At 67.0% G+C, this 18,130-nt stretch carries 14 protein-coding genes; 11 read left to right on the top strand and 3 right to left on the bottom strand.

All coding sequences use genetic code 11. From position 1 onward, the window contains the following. Positions 1–17: 17 nt before the first annotated feature. The 7 genes from AZOLI_RS29955 to rfbA all read left to right on the top strand — a co-directional run bounded on the left by AZOLI_RS29955 (position 18) and on the right by rfbA (position 9,446). A complete protein-coding gene (locus AZOLI_RS29955) occupies positions 18–836 on the top strand; it encodes an ABC transporter permease (RefSeq protein WP_014190029.1) in 819 nt (272 codons plus the stop codon). Positions 837–885: 49 nt separating this feature from the next. Next, on the top strand, positions 886–2,289 hold the full coding sequence (locus AZOLI_RS29950; RefSeq protein WP_014190028.1) for an ABC transporter ATP-binding protein: 1,404 nt from the start codon (positions 886–888) through the stop codon (positions 2,287–2,289). 213 nt (positions 2,290–2,502) lie between these two features. Next, a complete protein-coding gene (locus tag AZOLI_RS33005) occupies positions 2,503–5,958 on the top strand; it encodes a glycosyltransferase (RefSeq protein ID WP_162488548.1) in 3,456 nt (1,151 codons plus the stop codon). A gap of 3 nt (positions 5,959–5,961) precedes the next feature. Beyond that, complete coding sequence (rfbC, locus tag AZOLI_RS29940; RefSeq protein WP_014190026.1) at positions 5,962–6,513, top strand: dTDP-4-dehydrorhamnose 3,5-epimerase; 552 nt, start codon at positions 5,962–5,964, stop codon at positions 6,511–6,513. A 73-nt stretch (positions 6,514–6,586) separates the two neighbouring features. Next, positions 6,587–7,669, top strand: coding sequence for a dTDP-glucose 4,6-dehydratase (rfbB, locus tag AZOLI_RS29935; RefSeq protein ID WP_014190025.1), 1,083 nt, complete (start codon positions 6,587–6,589; stop codon positions 7,667–7,669). Continuing rightward, positions 7,666–8,571 carry a dTDP-4-dehydrorhamnose reductase gene (gene rfbD / locus AZOLI_RS29930; protein WP_014190024.1) on the top strand — a complete coding sequence of 302 codons (906 nt, stop codon included), beginning with the start codon at positions 7,666–7,668 and terminating at the stop codon, positions 8,569–8,571. The genes rfbB and rfbD overlap by 4 nt, the downstream gene beginning before the upstream one ends. 11 nt (positions 8,572–8,582) lie before the next feature. Further along, on the top strand, positions 8,583–9,446 hold the full coding sequence (gene rfbA / locus AZOLI_RS29925; RefSeq protein ID WP_044553756.1) for a glucose-1-phosphate thymidylyltransferase RfbA: 864 nt from the start codon (positions 8,583–8,585) through the stop codon (positions 9,444–9,446). Here rfbA and galE read toward each other — a convergent pair. Then, the gene (galE, locus tag AZOLI_RS29920) at positions 9,422–10,459 is read right to left on the bottom strand and encodes a UDP-glucose 4-epimerase GalE (protein WP_014190022.1); all 1,038 of its coding nucleotides are present in this window, start codon (positions 10,457–10,459) and stop codon (positions 9,422–9,424) included. The two genes, rfbA and galE, sit on opposite strands and share 25 nt — an antisense overlap. A 426-nt stretch (positions 10,460–10,885) precedes the next feature. On the opposite strand from galE, the gene AZOLI_RS29915 reads away from it, so the two are divergent. The 4 genes from AZOLI_RS29915 to AZOLI_RS29900 are packed head-to-tail and all read left to right on the top strand — an operon-like array spanning position 10,886 to position 16,121. After that, on the top strand, positions 10,886–12,217 hold the full coding sequence (locus AZOLI_RS29915) for a UDP-glucose dehydrogenase family protein (RefSeq protein WP_044553754.1): 1,332 nt from the start codon (positions 10,886–10,888) through the stop codon (positions 12,215–12,217). Positions 12,218–12,271: 54 nt separating this feature from the next. Continuing rightward, positions 12,272–13,231, top strand: a complete 960-nt coding sequence (locus tag AZOLI_RS29910; protein WP_014190020.1) for a UDP-glucuronic acid decarboxylase family protein — start codon at positions 12,272–12,274, stop codon at positions 13,229–13,231. Between the two features lie 24 nt (positions 13,232–13,255). Then, entirely contained in the window at positions 13,256–15,091 is a 1,836-nt protein-coding gene (locus AZOLI_RS29905) for a hypothetical protein (RefSeq protein ID WP_162488547.1), read from the top strand. A gap of 1 nt (position 15,092) precedes the next feature. Then, positions 15,093–16,121 (top strand): glycosyltransferase, encoded by a 1,029-nt coding sequence (locus AZOLI_RS29900; protein WP_014190018.1) that lies wholly within the window; start codon positions 15,093–15,095, stop codon positions 16,119–16,121. On the opposite strand, the gene AZOLI_RS32105 is transcribed toward AZOLI_RS29900, so the two are convergent. Together AZOLI_RS32105 and AZOLI_RS29890 are read right to left on the bottom strand one after the other, a co-directional pair. Continuing rightward, complete coding sequence (locus tag AZOLI_RS32105) at positions 16,054–16,500, bottom strand: GtrA family protein (protein ID WP_044553750.1); 447 nt, start codon at positions 16,498–16,500, stop codon at positions 16,054–16,056. The two genes, AZOLI_RS29900 and AZOLI_RS32105, sit on opposite strands and share 68 nt — an antisense overlap. A gap of 143 nt (positions 16,501–16,643) precedes the next feature. Continuing rightward, positions 16,644–18,128: an HlyD family type I secretion periplasmic adaptor subunit gene (locus AZOLI_RS29890; RefSeq protein WP_014190016.1), complete on the bottom strand. Its 1,485-nt coding sequence runs from the start codon at positions 18,126–18,128 to the stop codon at positions 16,644–16,646. Between the last annotated feature and the right edge of the window lie 2 nt (positions 18,129–18,130).

The raw sequence follows: 18,130 nt of genomic DNA, 5'->3' as shown, positions 1-18,130 counted from the left end.
AGTCGGGAAACCCCAAGGTGGCGGGTTTCGGCACCGGTCCCTTTGCCCTTTTCCAGACCGCCTGGCACCACAGGTCGCTGATCCTGCGGCTGGCCCGGCGCGAGATCGACGCCCGCTACCGCGGGTCGATGCTGGGCATCGTCTGGGCGGTGCTGAACCCGATCCTGATGCTGGCGGTCTACACCTTCGTCTTCTCGGTGGTGTTCCAGGCGCGCTGGGGCGTGACGGGGGAGAGCAACACCGAATTCGCCCTGCTGCTGTTCTCCGGCCTGATCCTGTTCAACGTGCTGGGCGAATGCCTGAACCGGGCGCCCGGCCTGCTGCTGGAGAATGTCAGCTACATCAAGAAGGTGGTCTTCCCGCTGGAGATCCTGCCGCTGGTGTCGCTGGCCGTGGCGCTGTTCAACGCCGGCATCGGCTTCGTCATCCTGGTCGTCTTCCATCTGGCCGTCGCCGGGCTGCCGCCGCCGACGGCGCTGCTGCTGCCGCTGGTGCTGGTGCCCTTGTGCCTGACCACGCTGGGCCTCAGCTGGTTCTTCGCCGCGGCCGGCGTGTTCCTGCGCGACATCCGGCAGGTGGTGGGGGTGGGCGTCACCGTGCTGATGTTCCTCAGCCCGATCTTCTACCCGATGACCGCGATCCCCGAGCGCTTCCGCGCCATCCTGCACCTGAACCCGATGACCGCGATCCTGGAACAGTCGAAGGACCTGCTGTTCTGGGGCCGCATCCCGTCGCCGGTCGAATGGGGGCTGGCGACGCTGGCCGCCTGGGTGGTGGCGTGGCTCGGCTATCTCTGGTTCATGAAGACCCGCCGGGGGTTCGCCGATGTCGTCTGAGCCCATGTCGTCTGAGCCCATGTCGTCTGAGCCCATGTCGTCTGAGCCCATGTCGCCTGAGACTCCCGTCGTCATCCGCGCCGAAGGGCTGGGCAAGGCCTACGCCATCTTCAAGCGCCCGCAGGACCGGCTGAAGCAGATGCTGGTGCGCGGCCGGCGCAAGTACTACGACGAGTATTGGGCTCTGCGCGGCGTCGACCTGGAGGTCCGCCGCGGCGAGACGGTCGGGCTGATCGGCCGCAACGGCTCCGGCAAGTCGACCTTCCTGCAGCTTCTCTGCGGCACGCTGACGCCGACCTCCGGCCGCATCGCGGTGGATGGCCGCATCGCGGCGCTGCTGGAGCTGGGCGCCGGCTTCAACCCGGAATTCACCGGGCGCGAGAACGTCTATCTCGCCGCTTCGGTGCTGGGCCTGTCGAACGCGCAGATCGCCGAGCGCTACCAGTCCATCGCCGAGTTCGCGGGCATCGGCGACTTCATCGAACAGCCGGTGAAGCTCTATTCCAGCGGCATGTACGCCCGCCTCGCCTTCGCGGTGGCGGCGCATGTCGATGCCGACATCATGATCGTCGACGAGATCCTGGCGGTCGGCGATGCCTCCTTCACCCAGAAATGCATGCGCTTCATCCACCGCTTCAAGGAGCGCGGCACCCTGTTCTTCGTGTCGCACGATACGGGGCAGGTGGTGAACCTGTGCGACCGGGTGGTGTGGCTGGACAACGGGTCGGTGCGGGCGGTCGGCCCGGCACGGGAAGTCTGCCACGACTATCTGGCGGCGCTCTACAGCGACCAGGACACCTCGCGCGGCTTCCGCATCGGCGGGGCGCGGCAGGCGCTGCCCCAGGCCAGGCGCGAGGAGCCGGTGGAAGACGCCCGCGCCGAGCTGCTGAAGGCCTCGCAGCACCGCAACGCCATCGAGCTGTTCGACTTCAACGACAGCGGCCCCTGGTTCGGCAACCGCGGCGCCACCATCACCAACGTCTCGATCCTCGATGCCGAGGAGCAGCCGCTCAGCGTTCTGGAGGGCGGCGAGGTCATCGTGCTGAAGGTGGATTGCCGGGCCGAGCAACAGGTCCACCGCCCCATCGTCGGCTTCTACGTGAAGGACAAGCTGGGCCAGAACCTGTTCGGCGACAACACCTTCCTCAGCTACCAGCTCGATCCCGTCACCATTCCGGCCGGGCAGGATTTCGCCGCCCGCTTCCGCTTCCAGATGCCCTACCTGCCCAGCGGCGACTTCTCCATCACCGTGGCGCTCGCCGAGGGCACGCAGGAGGACCACGTCCAGCACCATTGGGTCGAGGACGCGCTGTTCTTCAAGGTCCATGCCAGCCATGTCGTGCGCGGGCTGGTCGGCATGCCGATGCTGGCGATCACGCTGGAGGCGGAAGGGGCGTCGTCGCCCCGGACAACTCCCCAGGCAACTCCCCAGGCGGCCCCCGCGACAAAATAGCGACAGGCTGCGGCTCGGCCCGGAGTGAGGCAGGAAAACCGCAGCTCCGGCCATTGTTGGGCACCGCAAAGCGGGTTCCGGTCAGCGGCTTGCATTCCGGCAGGGTGTCAGCGTATGTGTGTCGGCGGCTGTGACGGGGCCGTCCGCCGGGCCTGAAACGGCCTCCCGGTGGACCGCACCCCGCTGCGGAGCCAGGCAGAAGAAGAGGCGCAGGTGGATTCGTTTTTGAAGGACCAGGGATCGGACACTCTCCGTCGCATCTGCCGGCCGATCACGCTCCTGACCCCGGATCTCATCACGGCGCCGGCTTCCTGGCTCGGCCATGTGCCCTTCGCCTTCTGGATCGTCGACGCACTGCGGCCGGACAGCCTCGTCGAGCTGGGAACGCACACCGGCAACTCCTATGCGGCCTTCTGCCAGGCGGTCCGCCATGTCGGCCTGCCGACCTCCTGCTATGCCGTCGACACCTGGGCCGGCGACCCGCAGGCCGGCTTCTACGGCGACGACATCTACAACAAACTCGCCGCCTATCATGACCCGCGCTATGCCGGCTTCTCGCGCCTGCTGCGCATGACCTTCGACGACGCGCTGGTCCATTTCGCCGACGGCAGCGTCGATCTGCTGCACATCGACGGGCTGCACACCTACGAGGCGGTGCGCCACGATTTCGAGACGTGGCTGCCGAAGATGAGCCGCCGCGGCGTGGTGCTGTTCCACGACATCAACGTCCGCAAGGACGATTTCGGTGTCTGGCGCCTGTGGGACGAGATCACCCGCGACTATCCCTCCTTCACCTTCCTGCATTCCAACGGCCTGGGCGTGCTGGGCGTCGGCGAGGATCTGCCCGACGCGCTGCATGAGCTGTTCGCCGTGCAGAAGGCCGGCGGCGAGGGGCTGCGGGCTGTCCGCAGCTGGTTCGACCGGCTGGGCGACGCCGCCATCGAGACCGAGACCATCCAGCGCCTGGAAGAGCAGGAAAAGCACCTGCGCACCGAGGTGGCGATGGTCCGCAAGGTGCTGGACGACCAGATCGCCCACACCGAAGACCTGAAGGGCATGATCGCGACGCGCGACCGCGACATCGCCCTGATCCAGGGCTGGCTCAGCGACCATCAGGCCGAGATCCGCCGCCAGGGCGATGCGCTCGCCGAGATGGCGCAGGAACTGGCCAACCGCGATCACGAGCTGGCCGACCGCGATCACGAGCTGGCCGACCGCGAGCGCAACCTCGCCGCCCACGCCCGCGAGCTGGTCGCCCGCGAGCAGGCGATCGCCCACCTGCATGGCGTGGTGGCCAGCCGCGACCAGCACATCCACAGCCTGGTCAACTCGACCTCCTGGAAGCTGTCGGCGCCGGTGCGCAAGCTGGGCCGCCTGACCCAGAAGGCCGGGCGCTTCTACCGCCGCCGCCTGCACGCCATCACGCTGGAGCCGCTGCACGACGTGGTGCCGAGCCCGCAGGGCGGCTACGAGGCGACCGGCAGCGACCCCGCCTTCCTGCTGCGCTCCGACCGCGGCCGGCTGCCCGGCCACTGGTGCGTGATCTCCTACCGGGTCGTCCGCGCCTCGGCCCCGCTGGTGCCGGTGATCTATGTCGATGACGGCAACGGCTTCGACGAGCGGACAATGATCCGCCTGCCGGTCGACACGGTGGGCGAGTTCCGCCAGCTCGCCCTGCTGCCGCAGACGGTCAAGGCGCTGCGCTTCGACCCGGCCACCCGGCCGGTGTCCTTCGAGATCGCCGACTTCACCATCCGCGAGATCGGCAAGACCAACATCCTGCTCGACTATGTCCGGCAGAACCAGCCGGGGCGCGTGCTGGACTATCTGCGCCGCCACGGCTGGCAGGCGACCAAGCAGCGCGTCCTGCAGGAGCTGCAGCCGAACCGCTGGTCGGCCGACTACAAGTCGTGGGTGCGGATGTACGACACCCTGACGCCGGAGGACGCGGCGGCGATCAAGGCCGACATCGCCCGGCTTCCGGCGCGCCCGCGCTTCTCCGTCGTCATGCCGGTCTACAACACGCCGGAAGCCTACCTGCGCGAGGCGCTGGACTCCGTGCTGGCCCAGTTCTATCCGGACTGGGAACTGTGCATCGCCGACGACGCCTCCACCGCCCCGCACGTAACGAAGGTGCTGGCCGAGTACAAGGCGCGCGACAACCGGATCAAGGTGATCCGGCGCGAGACCAACGGCCACATCTCCGCCGCCAGCAACAGCGCGCTGGATCTGGCGACCGGCGATTTCGTCGCCTTGATGGACCATGACGACCGGCTGCCGCCGCACGCCCTCTATGCGGTCGCCGCCGAGCTGGCGCAGCATCCCGACACCGACATCCTCTATTCCGACGAGGACAAGATCGATGCCGACGGCGAGCGCTACGACCCGCATTTCAAGTCCGGCTTCAACCTGGACCTGCTGCACGGCCAGAACATGGTCAACCACCTGGGCGTCTTCCGCCGCTCGCTGATCGAGCAGGCCGGGCGCTTCCGCCTGGGCTTCGAGGGCAGCCAGGATTACGACCTGACCCTGCGCGCGGTCGAGGCGACGGAACCGGCACGCATCCGCCACATCCCGGCGATCCTCTACCACTGGCGCGTCTTCCCGGACTCCTCGGCCTTCTCCACGGTCGAGCTGCCGCGTGCCACCGCCGCCGCCCACAAGGCGCTGACCGAGCATTTCCAGCGCCGCGGAATCGATGCCACGGTGGAGACCTCGCCGGCGACCGCCCGTTTCACCCGCATCCGCTACGCCCTGCCGGCCAAGCTGCCGCGGGTGTCGCTGATCGTGCCGACGCGCGACAAGGTCGATCTGCTGAAGGGCTGCGTCGACGGGCTTCTGCACCGCACCGACTACCCGGATCTGGAAATCCTGATCGTCGACAACAACAGCGAGGAAGCGGCGACCTTCGCCTATTTCGACACGCTGAAGGACGAGCCGCGGGTGCGGGTGCTGACCTACAAGGCGCCCTTCAACTACTCCTCGATCAACAACTTCGCCGCCGCCGAGGCGACCGGCGAGGTTCTGGGCCTGATCAACAACGACATCGAGGTGATGGAGCCGGGCTGGCTGGCCGAAATGGTCTCCCATGCCCTGCGGCCGGAGGTGGGGGCGGTCGGCGCCAAGCTCTATTACGCCGACGGCACCATCCAGCATGCCGGCGTCGTCACCGGCATCTGCGGCGTGGCCGGCCATGTCCACAAGGGCCTGACCCGCGACGCCTACGGCTATTTCAGCCGGGCCCAGCTGACGCAGGACCTGTCCTGCGTCACCGCCGCCTGCCTGATCCTGCGCAAGGAGATCTTCGACGAGGTCGGCGGGTTGAACTCCGAAAAGCTGGCCGTCGCCTTCAACGACGTCGATTTCTGCCTGCGCATCCGCGAGAAGGGCTATCTGGTCGTCTGGACGCCGTTCGCCGAGCTGTATCATCTGGAATCGGCCTCGCGCGGGCCGGACACCGCTCCCGACAAGGTCAAGCGCTTCATGGGCGAGGTGGCCTACATGCAGGAGCGCTGGGGCGACAGCCTGCTGGCCGACCCCTACTACAACCCGAACCTGACGCTGGACGCCGAGAATTTCGGGCTGGCCTTCCCGCCGCGCACGGTCAAGCCGTGGCTGCGCAAGGCCTGCCCCGAGCTGCGCAAAGAGCGCCTGAAGGAAAGCATCTGAGCCATGGACGTCGTCTCCCTCGACATTCCCGACGTTAAGATCATCCGCCCGAAGAAGTTCGGCGACCATCGCGGCTTCTTCTCGGAGACCTACACCAAGAGGACGTTCGAGGCGGCCGGGCTGCACTACGACTTCGTCCAGGACAACCAGTCGCTGTCGGCCGAGGTCGGCACGGTGCGCGGCCTGCATTTCCAGCTGCCGCCCTTCGCCCAGGACAAGCTGGTGCGGGTGGTGCGCGGCGCCATCCTGGACGTGGCGGTCGACATCCGCAAAGGCTCCCCCACCTTCGGCCGGCATGTCAGCGCGGTGATCAGCGCGGCGGAGTGGAACCAGATCCTGGTGCCGATCGGCTTCGCCCACGGCTTCTGCACGCTGGAGCCGGACACCGAGGTCATCTACAAGGTGACCAACTATTATTCGGCCGAGCATGACCGCGGCCTCTTGTGGAACGATCCGGAGCTGGGCATCGACTGGCCGGTCACCGCGGACAAGGCCCGGCTGTCGGACAAGGACCACAAGCATCCGACCTTCGCCCAGCTTGGCGACTGGTTCTGACGGCGTTATTGGATTTCGGCTCTTTTTTGCCCGGTGGGGCTTTGGGCCCCGTTTTTGGCGGTAAGGTGGTTTGATGACGCGCATTCTCGTCACCGGCGGCGCCGGTTTCATCGGCTCGGCGGTGGTCCGCCAGCTTCTCGCCGAAACCGACGCCTTCGTCGTCAATGTCGACAAGCTGACCTACGCGGCCAACCTGTCCTCCCTGCCGGGGGCCGAGGGCAATCCGCGCTACGCCTTCGAGAAGGTCGACATCTGCGACGCCGCCGAGCTGCGCCGGGTGTTCGACACCCACCAGCCCGACGCGGTGATGCATCTGGCCGCCGAATCCCATGTCGACCGCTCGATCGACGGGCCGGGCGAGTTCATCCAGACCAACGTGGTCGGCACCTTCCGCCTGCTGGAGGCGGCGCGCGGCTATTGGTCGGCCCTGCCGGCGGAGCGCAGGCAAGCTTTCCGCTTCCACCACATCTCCACCGACGAGGTGTTCGGCACGCTGGGCGACGACGGCTTCTTCACCGAGACCACCGCCTACAGCCCCAACTCGCCCTATTCGGCCAGCAAGGCGTCGAGCGACCATCTGGTCCGCGCCTGGCACGAGACCTATGGGCTGCCGGTGGTGCTGACCAACTGCTCCAACAATTACGGCCCCTACCATTTCCCGGAAAAGCTGATCCCGCTGATGATCCTCAAGGGTCTGGCGGGCGAGAAGCTGCCGGTCTACGGCAAGGGCGACAACATCCGCGACTGGCTCTATGTCGAGGACCATGCCCGCGCGCTGCGGCTGGTGCTGGAGAAGGGCCGGATCGGCGAGAGCTACAACATCGGCGGCCACAACGAGCGCACCAACCTGGAGGTCGTCCGCGCCATCTGCGCACATCTGGACGAGATGAACCCGGCCGGCGCCCCGCACGACCGCCTGATCAGCTTCGTCACCGACCGCCCCGGCCATGACAAGCGCTATGCCATCGACGCCGGCAAGATCGAGCGCGAGCTGGGCTGGACCCCGCAGGAGACCTTCGAGAGCGGCCTGCGCAAGACGGTCGCCTGGTATCTGGAGAACCGCGACTGGTGGCAGGCCATCCTGAACGGCTCCTACCAGGGCGAGCGGCTCGGCCTGACGGAAGAAGGCTCGAAGGAAGAGGGGGCCGCGCTATGAAGGTCCTCGTCCTCGGCAGCAACGGCCAGCTCGGCTTCGAGCTGATGCGGGTCAACTGGGCGCCGGGCACCGACGTCGTCGGCCTGCCCTATCCCGAGTTCGACGTGACCCGACCGGGCGACGTGGAAAAGGCGGTGGCCACCCACGCGCCCGACCTGCTGGTCAACGCCACCGCCCACACCGCCGTCGACAAGGCCGAGAGCGAGGTGGATCTCTCCTTCGCCGTCAACCGCGACGGGCCGGGCGCCATGGCGGCGGCCTGTGCGGCGCGCGGCATCCCCTTCATCCATGTGTCGACCGACTATGTGTTCGACGGCACGAAGGACGGGATTTACACCGAGGACGACCCGATCAACCCGCTGGGCGTCTATGGCGCCAGCAAGGCGGCGGGCGAGGAGGCGGTGCGTGCGGCGACGCCGCATCACGTCATCCTGCGCACCTCCTGGGTCTACAGCGCCTACGGCAACAACTTCGTCAAGACGATGCTGCGCTTCGGCAAGGAGCGCGAGGAGATGCGGGTGGTCGCCGACCAGCACGGCTCGCCCACCGCCGCCGCCGACCTCGCCGCCGCCATCGTGCAGATCGCCGGGACCCTTGAAAAAATTGATGGCGGGAAGACCGGCGGCGCCGCCTGGGGCACCTACCACCTGACCGGCAGCGGCTATACCACCTGGCATGATTTCGCCGAGCACATCTTCCGGCGGCTGGAAGAGCGCACCGGCAAGCGGCCGCGCCTGACCGCCATCGGCACGGCCGACTACCCGACCCCGGCGCGCCGCCCGGCCAACTCGCGGCTGGACTGCTCCCGTGCGAAGGAGCGTCTCGGCGTCGCCTGCCCGCCATGGCAGGATAGCCTGGACCGCGTGATCGACGAGCTGTTCACCAACCCGCCGCAGGCGTGAGGACGAAGACCATGAAGGGCATCATCCTGGCCGGCGGCTCCGGCACCCGGCTCTACCCGGTGACGCGGGCGATCAGCAAGCAGCTGCTGCCGATCTACGACAAGCCGATGATCTATTTCCCGCTCAGCACCCTGATGCTGGCGGGCATCCGCGACATCCTGGTCATCACCACGCCGCACGACCAGCCGCTGTTCCAGACCGTGCTGGGCGACGGGTCGCAGTGGGGTCTGAACCTGACCTACGCGATCCAGCCCTCGCCCGACGGGCTGGCCCAGGCCTTCATCATCGGCCGCGAGTTCGTCGGCAACGATCCTTGCGCGCTGGTCCTCGGCGACAACATCTTCTACGGCCATGGCCTGACCAACCTCTTGCGCGCGGCCGGCGAGAAGACCGAGGGCGCCAGCGTCTTCGCCTACGCCGTACGCGACCCCGAACGCTACGGCGTGGTGGAGTTCGACGGCCAGGGCCGGGCGCTGAGCATCGAGGAGAAGCCGGTCAAGCCGCGTTCCAAATGGGCGGTGACCGGGCTCTATTTCTACGACAACGACGTGCTCGACATCGCCGCCGCGGTGAAGCCGTCGGCGCGCGGCGAGCTGGAGATCACCTCGGTCAACGCCGCCTATCTCGACATGGGCAAGCTGGCGGTCGAGCAGATGGGCCGCGGCTATGGCTGGTTCGACACCGGCACCCATGACAGCCTGCTGGAGGCGGCGGAGTTCGTGCGCACCATCCAGCACCGCCAGGGCCTGCAGATCGCCTGCCCGGAGGAGATCGCCTACACCTCCGGCTGGATCGACGCCGAACAGGTGAGCCGTCTGGCGGAGCCGCTGAAGAAGAACGATTACGGACGTTATCTGCTCGGGCTGCTCGGCTGACGGACCGAATGGTCCTTCAGCAACCGCTCCTCCCAGGCGAGCGCCGAGGCGACGATGGTCTCCAGGTCGGCGTGGCGCGGGGTCCAGTCCAGCGTCCGGCCGATCCGCTCCACGCCTGCGACCAGGGCCGGCGGGTCGCCGGCGCGGCGCGGGCCGATGCGCATGGGCAGCGGCTTGCCGGTCACCCGCTCCACCATCGCCAGCACCTCGCGCACCGAATAGCCGCGGCCGTAGCCGCAGTTCAGCACCTCCGACGCGCCGCCCGCCTCCAGATGGCGCAAGGCCGCGACATGGGCGTCGGCGAGGTCGCTGACATGGATGTAGTCACGCACGCAGGTGCCGTCCGGCGTGTCGTAGTCGTCGCCGAAGATCTGCAGCTCCGCCCGCTGGCCGGTGACGGTCTGGGCGGCGATCTTGATCAGGTGGGTGGCGACCTTCGACACCTGCCCCGAGCGGCCCTGCGGGTCGGCCCCGGCGACGTTGAAATAGCGCAGCGCGACATAACGCAGCGGATGCGCCGCCGCGCTGTCGCGCAGCATCCACTCCGTCATCAGCTTGGAGGAGCCGTAGGGGTTGATCGGCTTGGTCGGCGTCCGCTCGTCGATCGGCAGCCGCTCCGGCATGCCGTAGACGGCAGCGGTGGAGGAGAAGATGAAGCGGCCGATCCCGGCCTCCACGCAGGCCTCGATCAGGGCCTGGCTCTTCACCGTGTTGTTGCGGTAGTAGGCGAGGGGCCGCTCCACCGAGTCCGGCACGACGATGCTGCCGGCGAAATGCATCACGGTGCCGATGCCGTGGCGGGCGAAAGTGTCCGCCAGCAGCGCCTTGTCGCCGACGTCGCCCTCGACCAGGACCGTGCCCTCGGGCAGGGCGGAGCGCCGGCCGGTGGACAGATCGTCCAGCACCACCACGGCGCGGCCCCGGTCGCGCAGCGCCAGGACCGCATGGGAGCCGATATAGCCGGCGCCGCCGGTCACCAGCACGGTGGCGCTGTCGCTCTTCTCTCCGGTCATCATCCGCTCGCCTGCATCCAGTTGGCACGAAGCCGCAAAGATAATGGTTCGCGCCTGCAGCAACGCCGGGTTTTTCGCGGGATGGTCCGCCTCATTCGAACAGCTTCGGATGGCTCTCTCCGGAAGCCGGACGGACGGCAGCGAACATGCCCTTCCGTTCGGATATCCGACAATCGACGGTCGTCGCTTCCCGACTTCCCGGAAAAAAGATCGGTCTGCGTAAACCGCACCGGCCCGACCCATGTCCAGCACCTGCCAAGACGATCAATTCCTCGCGGCATTTCACAATCAAACCACCATGATGGCGGCCTCCGCCGGCCAATCCGACCACCGCGGTGACTTGACAGCGCTGACTGGACTTCGCCGCCGGAGGCATTGTAATTCTTCCCCCATTGAAGGGCGGCGGTCCATTCGAGGGAGACGACCATTCGTATCGCAATGATCGGAACGGGCTATGTCGGACTGGTGTCCGGAGCCTGTTTTTCGGAATTCGGCGTTCATGTCACCTGCATGGACAAGGACAAGGGCAAGATCGACCAGCTCCTGCGGGGAGAAATCCCCATCTACGAGCCCGGCCTTGACGATCTCGTGGCCAAGAACGTCAAGGCCGGACGGCTGACCTTCACGCTCGACCTGGCCGAGGCGATGAAGGGCGCCGACGCGGTGTTCATCGCGGTCGGTACCCCGACCCGGCGCGGCGACGGCCATGCCGACCTCTCCTATGTCTATGCCGCGGCCGAGGAGATCGCCGCCAACCTCGACGGCTACACGGTGGTGGTCAACAAATCGACCGTCCCGGTCGGCACCGGCCGCGAGGTGGAGGCGATCATCCGCAAGGTGCGGCCCGATGCCGAGTTCGATGTCGCCTCCAACCCGGAGTTCCTGCGCGAGGGAGCCGCGATCGGCGATTTCATGCGGCCCGACCGCGTTGTCATCGGCGCCGAGTCGGAGCGCGCGCGCGACACCATGCGCCGGCTCTACCGGCCGTTGCACCTGATCGAAACGCCGATCGTCATGACCAACCGTGAAACGGCGGAACTGACGAAATATGCCGCCAACGCCTTCCTGGCCACCAAGATCACCTTCATCAACGAGATCGCCGACCTGTGCGAGAAGGTGGGGGCCGACGTCCATGACGTGGCCAAGGGGATCGGGCTGGACGGCCGCATCGGCAAGAAGTTCCTGCACCCCGGTCCGGGTTACGGCGGCTCCTGCTTTCCGAAGGACACGCTGGCGCTGGTGCGCACCGCCCAGCAGCACGAGGCGCCGGTGCGCATCGTCGAGACGGTGGTGGACATCAACGACAAGCGCAAAAAGTCGATGATCTCGCGCATCGTGGCCGCCTGCGAGGGCTCGCTGGCCGGCAAGACGGTGGCGGTGCTGGGGGTGACCTTCAAGCCGAACACCGACGACATGCGCGACGCCCCGTCGCTGGACATCGTCCCGGCCCTGCAGGCCGCCGGTGCGCATGTGCGCGCCTTCGACCCGGCGGGCATGCACGAGGCGGCGAAGCTCCTGCCCGGCGTGGACTGGTGTGCCGACGCCTACCAGACGCTGGAGGGCGCCGACTGCGTGGCGATCCTGACGGAGTGGAACGAGTTCCGCGCGCTCGACCTCAATCGCTGCAAGGCCCTGCTCACGCGGCCGGCCATGGTCGATCTGCGCAACATCTACAATCCCGCCGAAATGGCCGCCGCCGGCTTCCTCTATTCCTCGATCGGCCGGGGCAGCGCACCGGCCGGCCGGCAAGCCGGCTGAGCCGGCCCCGCCCGTCCGCCGTCGCCCACCTCCACCCAGAAGAGAAGACCCCCGATGATTTCGCCACGCGGTTACAACAAGCGCATTCTTGTCACCGGAGGAGCCGGCTTCCTGGGATCGCATCTGTGCGAGCGGCTTCTGGCGGCCGGGAACGACGTCCTGTGCGTCGACAATTTCTTCACGGGATCGCGCTCGAACGTCGCGCACCTGCTTCCGAACCCGCATTTCGAGCTGATGCGCCATGACGTGACGTTCCCGCTCTATGTCGAGGTGGACGAGATCTACAACCTCGCCTGCCCGGCCTCGCCCGTCCATTACCAGCACGATCCGGTGCAGACGACCAAGACGTCGGTCATCGGCGCCATCAACATGCTGGGGCTGGCCAAACGGCTGGGCGCCAGGATCATGCAGGCCTCGACCTCGGAGATCTATGGCGACCCGGCGGTCCACCCGCAGCCCGAGGAATATTGGGGCAACGTCAACACCATCGGCCCGCGCGCCTGCTATGACGAGGGCAAGCGCTGCGCCGAGACGCTGTTCTTCGACTATCACCGCCAGCACAAGCTGTCGATCAAGGTCATCCGCATCTTCAACACCTACGGCCCGCGCATGCACCCCAACGACGGGCGGGTGGTGTCGAACTTCATCATCCAGGCACTGAAGGGCGAACCGATCACCATCTACGGCGACGGTCTGCAGACCCGCTCCTTCTGCTACGCCGACGATCTGATCGACGGTTTCATCCGCTTCATGGCCACGCCGGCCGACGTCACCGGACCGATCAACCTCGGCAACCCCGGCGAATTCACCATGCTGGAATTGGCCGAGAAGGTCATCCGCCTGACCGGCTCCTCCTCAAGGATCGAGCACAGGCCGCTGCCCCAGGACGACCCCAAGCAGCGCCGGCCCGACATCGCCAAGGCGCGCTCGCTGCTGGAGTGGGAGCCGAAGGTGCCGCTGGACGAGGGTCTGGAGCGCACCATCGCCTATTTCCGCGGCCGCTTCTTCGCCTGAGAAAGACCGATGAGCCCCCCTTCGATGTCAACACCCGGCCGGGCCACAGCGGTCGGCGGTGAAATGGTATCGACCAGAACGGAACCAAAAGGCAAAAATATTGTGCTCCCGCTCAAGTCGTCGCTCAAAGACAAAATCCCAAAAATCATTTTCCCGCTAATCACGCTCATTGGATTAGCGATAGCAACTCATTCCGTATACGTTTCTCTCCGGGATATGTATATATTTCCGTATTGGGATATGGCTTTCCTGCAGAAGGTTTATTTCTACAATCCCATAGAAGAATTCTTTATATTTCGTGACAATGAGCATCTTCCATTTGTTGCGATGCCTTTTTTCCTTGTGGACAATATTTTTTTCCAGGCGCGCGGGATCTTCCTGGTCATTGTCACTCTGATCCTGACCGCCTTGATCGTCGGCTTGATATTGGACGAGTTGCGCCGCGTCTGGCGGAAGGGTCATACCCTGTCATTCGCAGCGGCGGCGAGCTTTGTCGTCATCTCCATGTTCTGGCTGATCCATTTCGAGAACCTGATTTGGCCCAAGCAGATTCACATGTATCTGTCAGCGGCCTTCTTCCTGCTGGCCAGCCGGATGCTGGCCGGCATGGACGAGCAGGTTGGATCGGGTACGCCGCCGAAATGGACCAAGGTGCTGCTAATGGCAGCATTGCTCAGCGCATCGATGTTCTCGTTCGGCTATGGGGCTATCGGCTGGATCGCGGTCCTGATGCTCACCATAACCGGACGCTGGCCATGGCGGACAGTTGGCGCCTTGCTGGCAATCTTCGCTCTCAACGCCGCGGCCTATGCCGTCTGCTACAATTACTCCACCATGGAGTACCACTCCAACCCTCTGACTTCCTTCGGCTCCCCCGTCAAGCTGGCCGAGTTCACCGTCGCCTATTTCGCGAACCCGGTCTATGGCATCCTTCGCAACCGCCCAGCGGCGGCCGCGGTGTCCCTGGCCGGCTCGCTGGCAGCCCTGTGGATCCTGTTCCAGGTCGTCCTGCTGCGGCGTCGGAGCGCCAGCCGGATCGAGCTGTTTGCAAGCCTGCTGCTGCTGTTCGCCTTCGGCTCCGCGCTGATGACCGGCCTGTCACGCCTGAAATTCGGCATCGAAACAGCCGGATCGCCGCGCTACGCCATCGCACAGATGCCTCTGTGGATCGGCCTGGGGTTGATCGCCGTCACGGCATTGCGCGAACGCTTGCGGCCATGGACCCCGACCGTCGCGGTTGTCGGGCTGATCGTCGCAATCCTGTTCGTGCAGTCCCAGCTCCGCTATGCGCGCACAACCGAAAAGCTGTCGCAAGATCACTGGCAGGGGGTGTTGGCTGTCATCAATGGTGTGGCCGATGACGAAATTCTTTTGAAAACGATCTACCCCGACCGTCAGATGATAGATTTGGTCGCCCCCAAACTGGCCGAACGGCATTGGTCGGTCTACGCCGACCCACAGCCCTGGTGGCTGGGACAGCCGGCGCGCGATCTGTTCCGTGTCGAGACGCCCGACCGCTGCAACGGCAGCCTCGACCTGGTCAGCGACCTCGGTCGGCTGAAGGGCCAGAGCTATGTCGAGGGATGGGCCTGGGACAAGAACGCCGGCCACCCTTCGGACTGGGTCGTGCTGGTGGACGGCGCCGGCATCGTCCGCGGACTGGCCCGCAGCGGCCTGAAGCGCCCGGATGTGGAGCGCGCCATCTCCGCAGCGGCCGGCAGCGCTCCCGGCTGGCACGGCTATGTCGCCGCTCCGGCACCACTGGCGGGAACGGAGGCCTATGCCGTGCTGGCCGACGGCTCCTCGATCTGCCAATTGACCCGCAATGCGCCGCCCAAGGCCGGCGATGGAGTCCACTGACATGGAAAAGCCGACGCTCCGGGAGGACGGGCAGGCGACGCTCGCCATCGTCATTCCCGTGTTCAACGACTGGGAATCCGTGGCGATGCTGATCCGCGGACTCGGCCGCTCGCTGGGAAGCGACGAGCGTGCCGTCCATCTGGTGATCGTCGACGACGGTTCGACCGAGCCGGAGGCTGGGCTGAAGGAGGCGGTCGCCGAGACGCCCTTCACGGGAACCCTGCTGCGGCTGGTGCGCAATGTCGGCCACCAGCGCGCCATCGCCATCGGCCTGTGCCAGGCGGTCGAGCTGGCCGCCGACAGAGTTGTCATCATGGACGGCGACGGCGAGGACCGGCCGGAGGATGTGCCCCTCCTCCTCGCCGGCCTGCGCGACAATCCCCGCTCCATCGTGGTCGCCGACCGCCGCAGCCGCAGCGAGGGGCCGAGCTTCACCCTGTTCTACCGGGTCTACAAGAAGGTCTTCTCGCTGCTGACCGGCACGCCGATCTCCTTCGGCAATTTCAGCGCCATGGGGCTGGCGACGGCGACCCGGCTCGCCTCCATGCACGAGCTGCTGCTGCATGTCCCGGCCACCATGATCCGCTCGCGCTGCCCCATCGTCCGGGTGGGCACCGACCGGGGCCATCGCTATGCCGGACAGTCCAAGATGAACCTGGTCTCGCTGGTGGTGCACGGCCTCAGCTCGATCGCCGTGTTCAGCGAGCGCACCTTCACCCGCATCCTGCTGTTCTCGGCGGCGATCTTCGCGCTGTCCGGGCTGGCGGCGGTCATCGCCGTGCTTCTCAAGATGCTGGGGATGGCGACGCCCGGCTGGACGACGACGGTGGCCGGCATCGTGATGGTCGTCCTGGTCCAGAATGCCGCCGTGTCGCTGGGCGGCCTGTTCGTCGTCCTCAACAACAAGCGCGACTTCGCGCTGATCCCCAGGCAGATCGCCCCGATCTTCCTGGCCGAGGCGATCAGGCTCGGTGGACGTTCCGAAACACAAAATGCTGGTTCAGAAGAAACGTCAGAATTGGCGATATGACGAGGGTGAGGAACAGCGGAGCCAGGTAATGGAGGCCGAGCGTGGCCTCCATCACGTACATCGCCCCGCCGTTGAACCCCATGATCAGCGAATAGACCAGAAGGAAGCGGGGCAGATGGTGGGCGTGCCCGCCCCGCGCCCCGAAGGTCCAGGCCCAGTTCCCCAGATAGGATGTGGCGATCCCGACCACGGTCCCCAGGATGGTGGCAAGCGTCGGGCTCGCCATGCCGATTCCGTCAACCAGCAGGATCGTCGTCCCGGCATGGGCGGCTGTGGCGGTTCCACCGACGAGGATGAAGCGGACGAGACGCTGGGCCAAAAGCGCGCGGACGGCTTCCACCAGACGATGGACGAGCGGCCGGAAAGCAGCGGAAGGCATGGAAGAAGGCTCCGAAGCACCAGGGACTGAGGCGGGGATGAGGCGGAACCGCCAAGCCTTCGGCCTGCGGGGGGCGGCGAACACCCCATCGGTCCCTCTCCGACCCCGCAAGAGGCTCTACTGCATCGTCCCCTCCGCCGCAACTACGGCTCGCGGATGCTTTCGTCGAGCACGCGGATGACCGGATAGAGGAAGTAGGACAGGATCGAGCGGGTGCCGACGCGGATTTCGGCCGAGGCGACCATGCCGGGGCTGAGCCGCGTGCCGTCGGGTACCGCCTCCAGCCGGGTGTCGGCCAGGCGGATGCGGGTACGGAAGACGGCGCCGGCGGCCGGCCGGGGGGCGTCGAGGTTGGCGACGCCCCCTTGGGCGCCCTGGGGATCGTGGGTGAAGGCGTCGGCGCTGATGGTGCGGATTTCGCCGGGCAGGGTGCCGTGGCGCTGGAAGGGGAAGGCGTCCAGCTTCACCCGTACGAAATCGCCGACGCGGACCAGACCGATGTCGCGCGACGGGATCTCCGCCTCCACCTCCAGCGGCACGTCGGCGGGGACCAGGGTGACCAGCGGTTCGGCCTCGCGGATGACGGAGCCGACGGAGCGCTTGGCGACCTCCAGCACCACCGCATCGACCGGGGCGGTCAGGGTGACCAGCGAGCGGCGGCGCTCGGCCTTGGCGATCTGCTCCACCAGGGTGGCCCGCTGACGGGTCTGCTCCACCAGTTCCTCCGCCGTCTTGCGCCGCCATTCGTCGATGAAGGCGGCGCGGTCGGCCTGGATGCCGCGCAGCTCATGCGCGCTCGCCTGCTCGCGGTCCTGCAGCGCCACCAATTCGTCACGCATGCGCAGCCGCTCGACCCGCGCCTCCAGCCAGGTCAGGCGCGAGCCGGTCTGGCGTTCCTGGAGCTGGCGGCGGATGTCCTCCACCTCGCCGGCCACAGCGAGCCGCTCGGCAAGGCCGGCCTGGGCGCGTCGGCTGGCGGCGATGGCGCTGTCCAGCTGCCCGGCCTTCTCGTCCAGCGAGGCGAGGCGGGAGCGGTATTCGGCGCGGCGGCGCTCCAGGATGGCGGCCTGCACCGCAGCGTCAGGATTGCCGGCGGCGGGGGTGAAGTCGCTGCCGTCCAGCTCGGCGCGCAGCCGGCCGATCTGCGCTTCGACGCCGGCGAGCCTGCCGGTCAGGTCGGCCAGATCCGCCGCGGCGAAGGTGGGGTCGAGCGTCGCCAGCCGGTCGCCGGCCCGGACGAAATCGCCGACCTGCACATCGACGCCGCGCACCACCGCGGTCTCCAGCGGCTGGGCCACCACCAGCGGCGCGGTGGTCACCAGCCGGCCGCCGGCGGTGACGATGCGGTCGACCTGGGCGAAGCCGGCCCACAGAACCAGCGCCACCAAGAGCCCGGCCAGCATATAGAGGGTGGAGCGCGCCACCCAGGGCAGCGGCGCATGTTCGATGGCCGCCCCGTCCGGCAGATAGTCCAGCGCGAAGCCCGGCGGCGGGGCCGACGGGGCGGGCAGGGCGGCGTGGCGGCGCGAGGGGGGAGATGCGGGAGCGGGTTTGGCCGGGACGATCTCGCGGCCGGCTTCCACCGCTTCCGAGCCCCGATCCGCCCCGGGCAGGCGTGTGTCGGGCATGG

The organism is Azospirillum lipoferum 4B (genome assembly GCF_000283655.1).
GTDB lineage: Bacteria > Pseudomonadota > Alphaproteobacteria > Azospirillales > Azospirillaceae > Azospirillum > Azospirillum lipoferum_C.
Note: the sequence above shows the minus strand (reverse complement) of the source record. Positions and strands in the feature narration are given on the sequence as shown.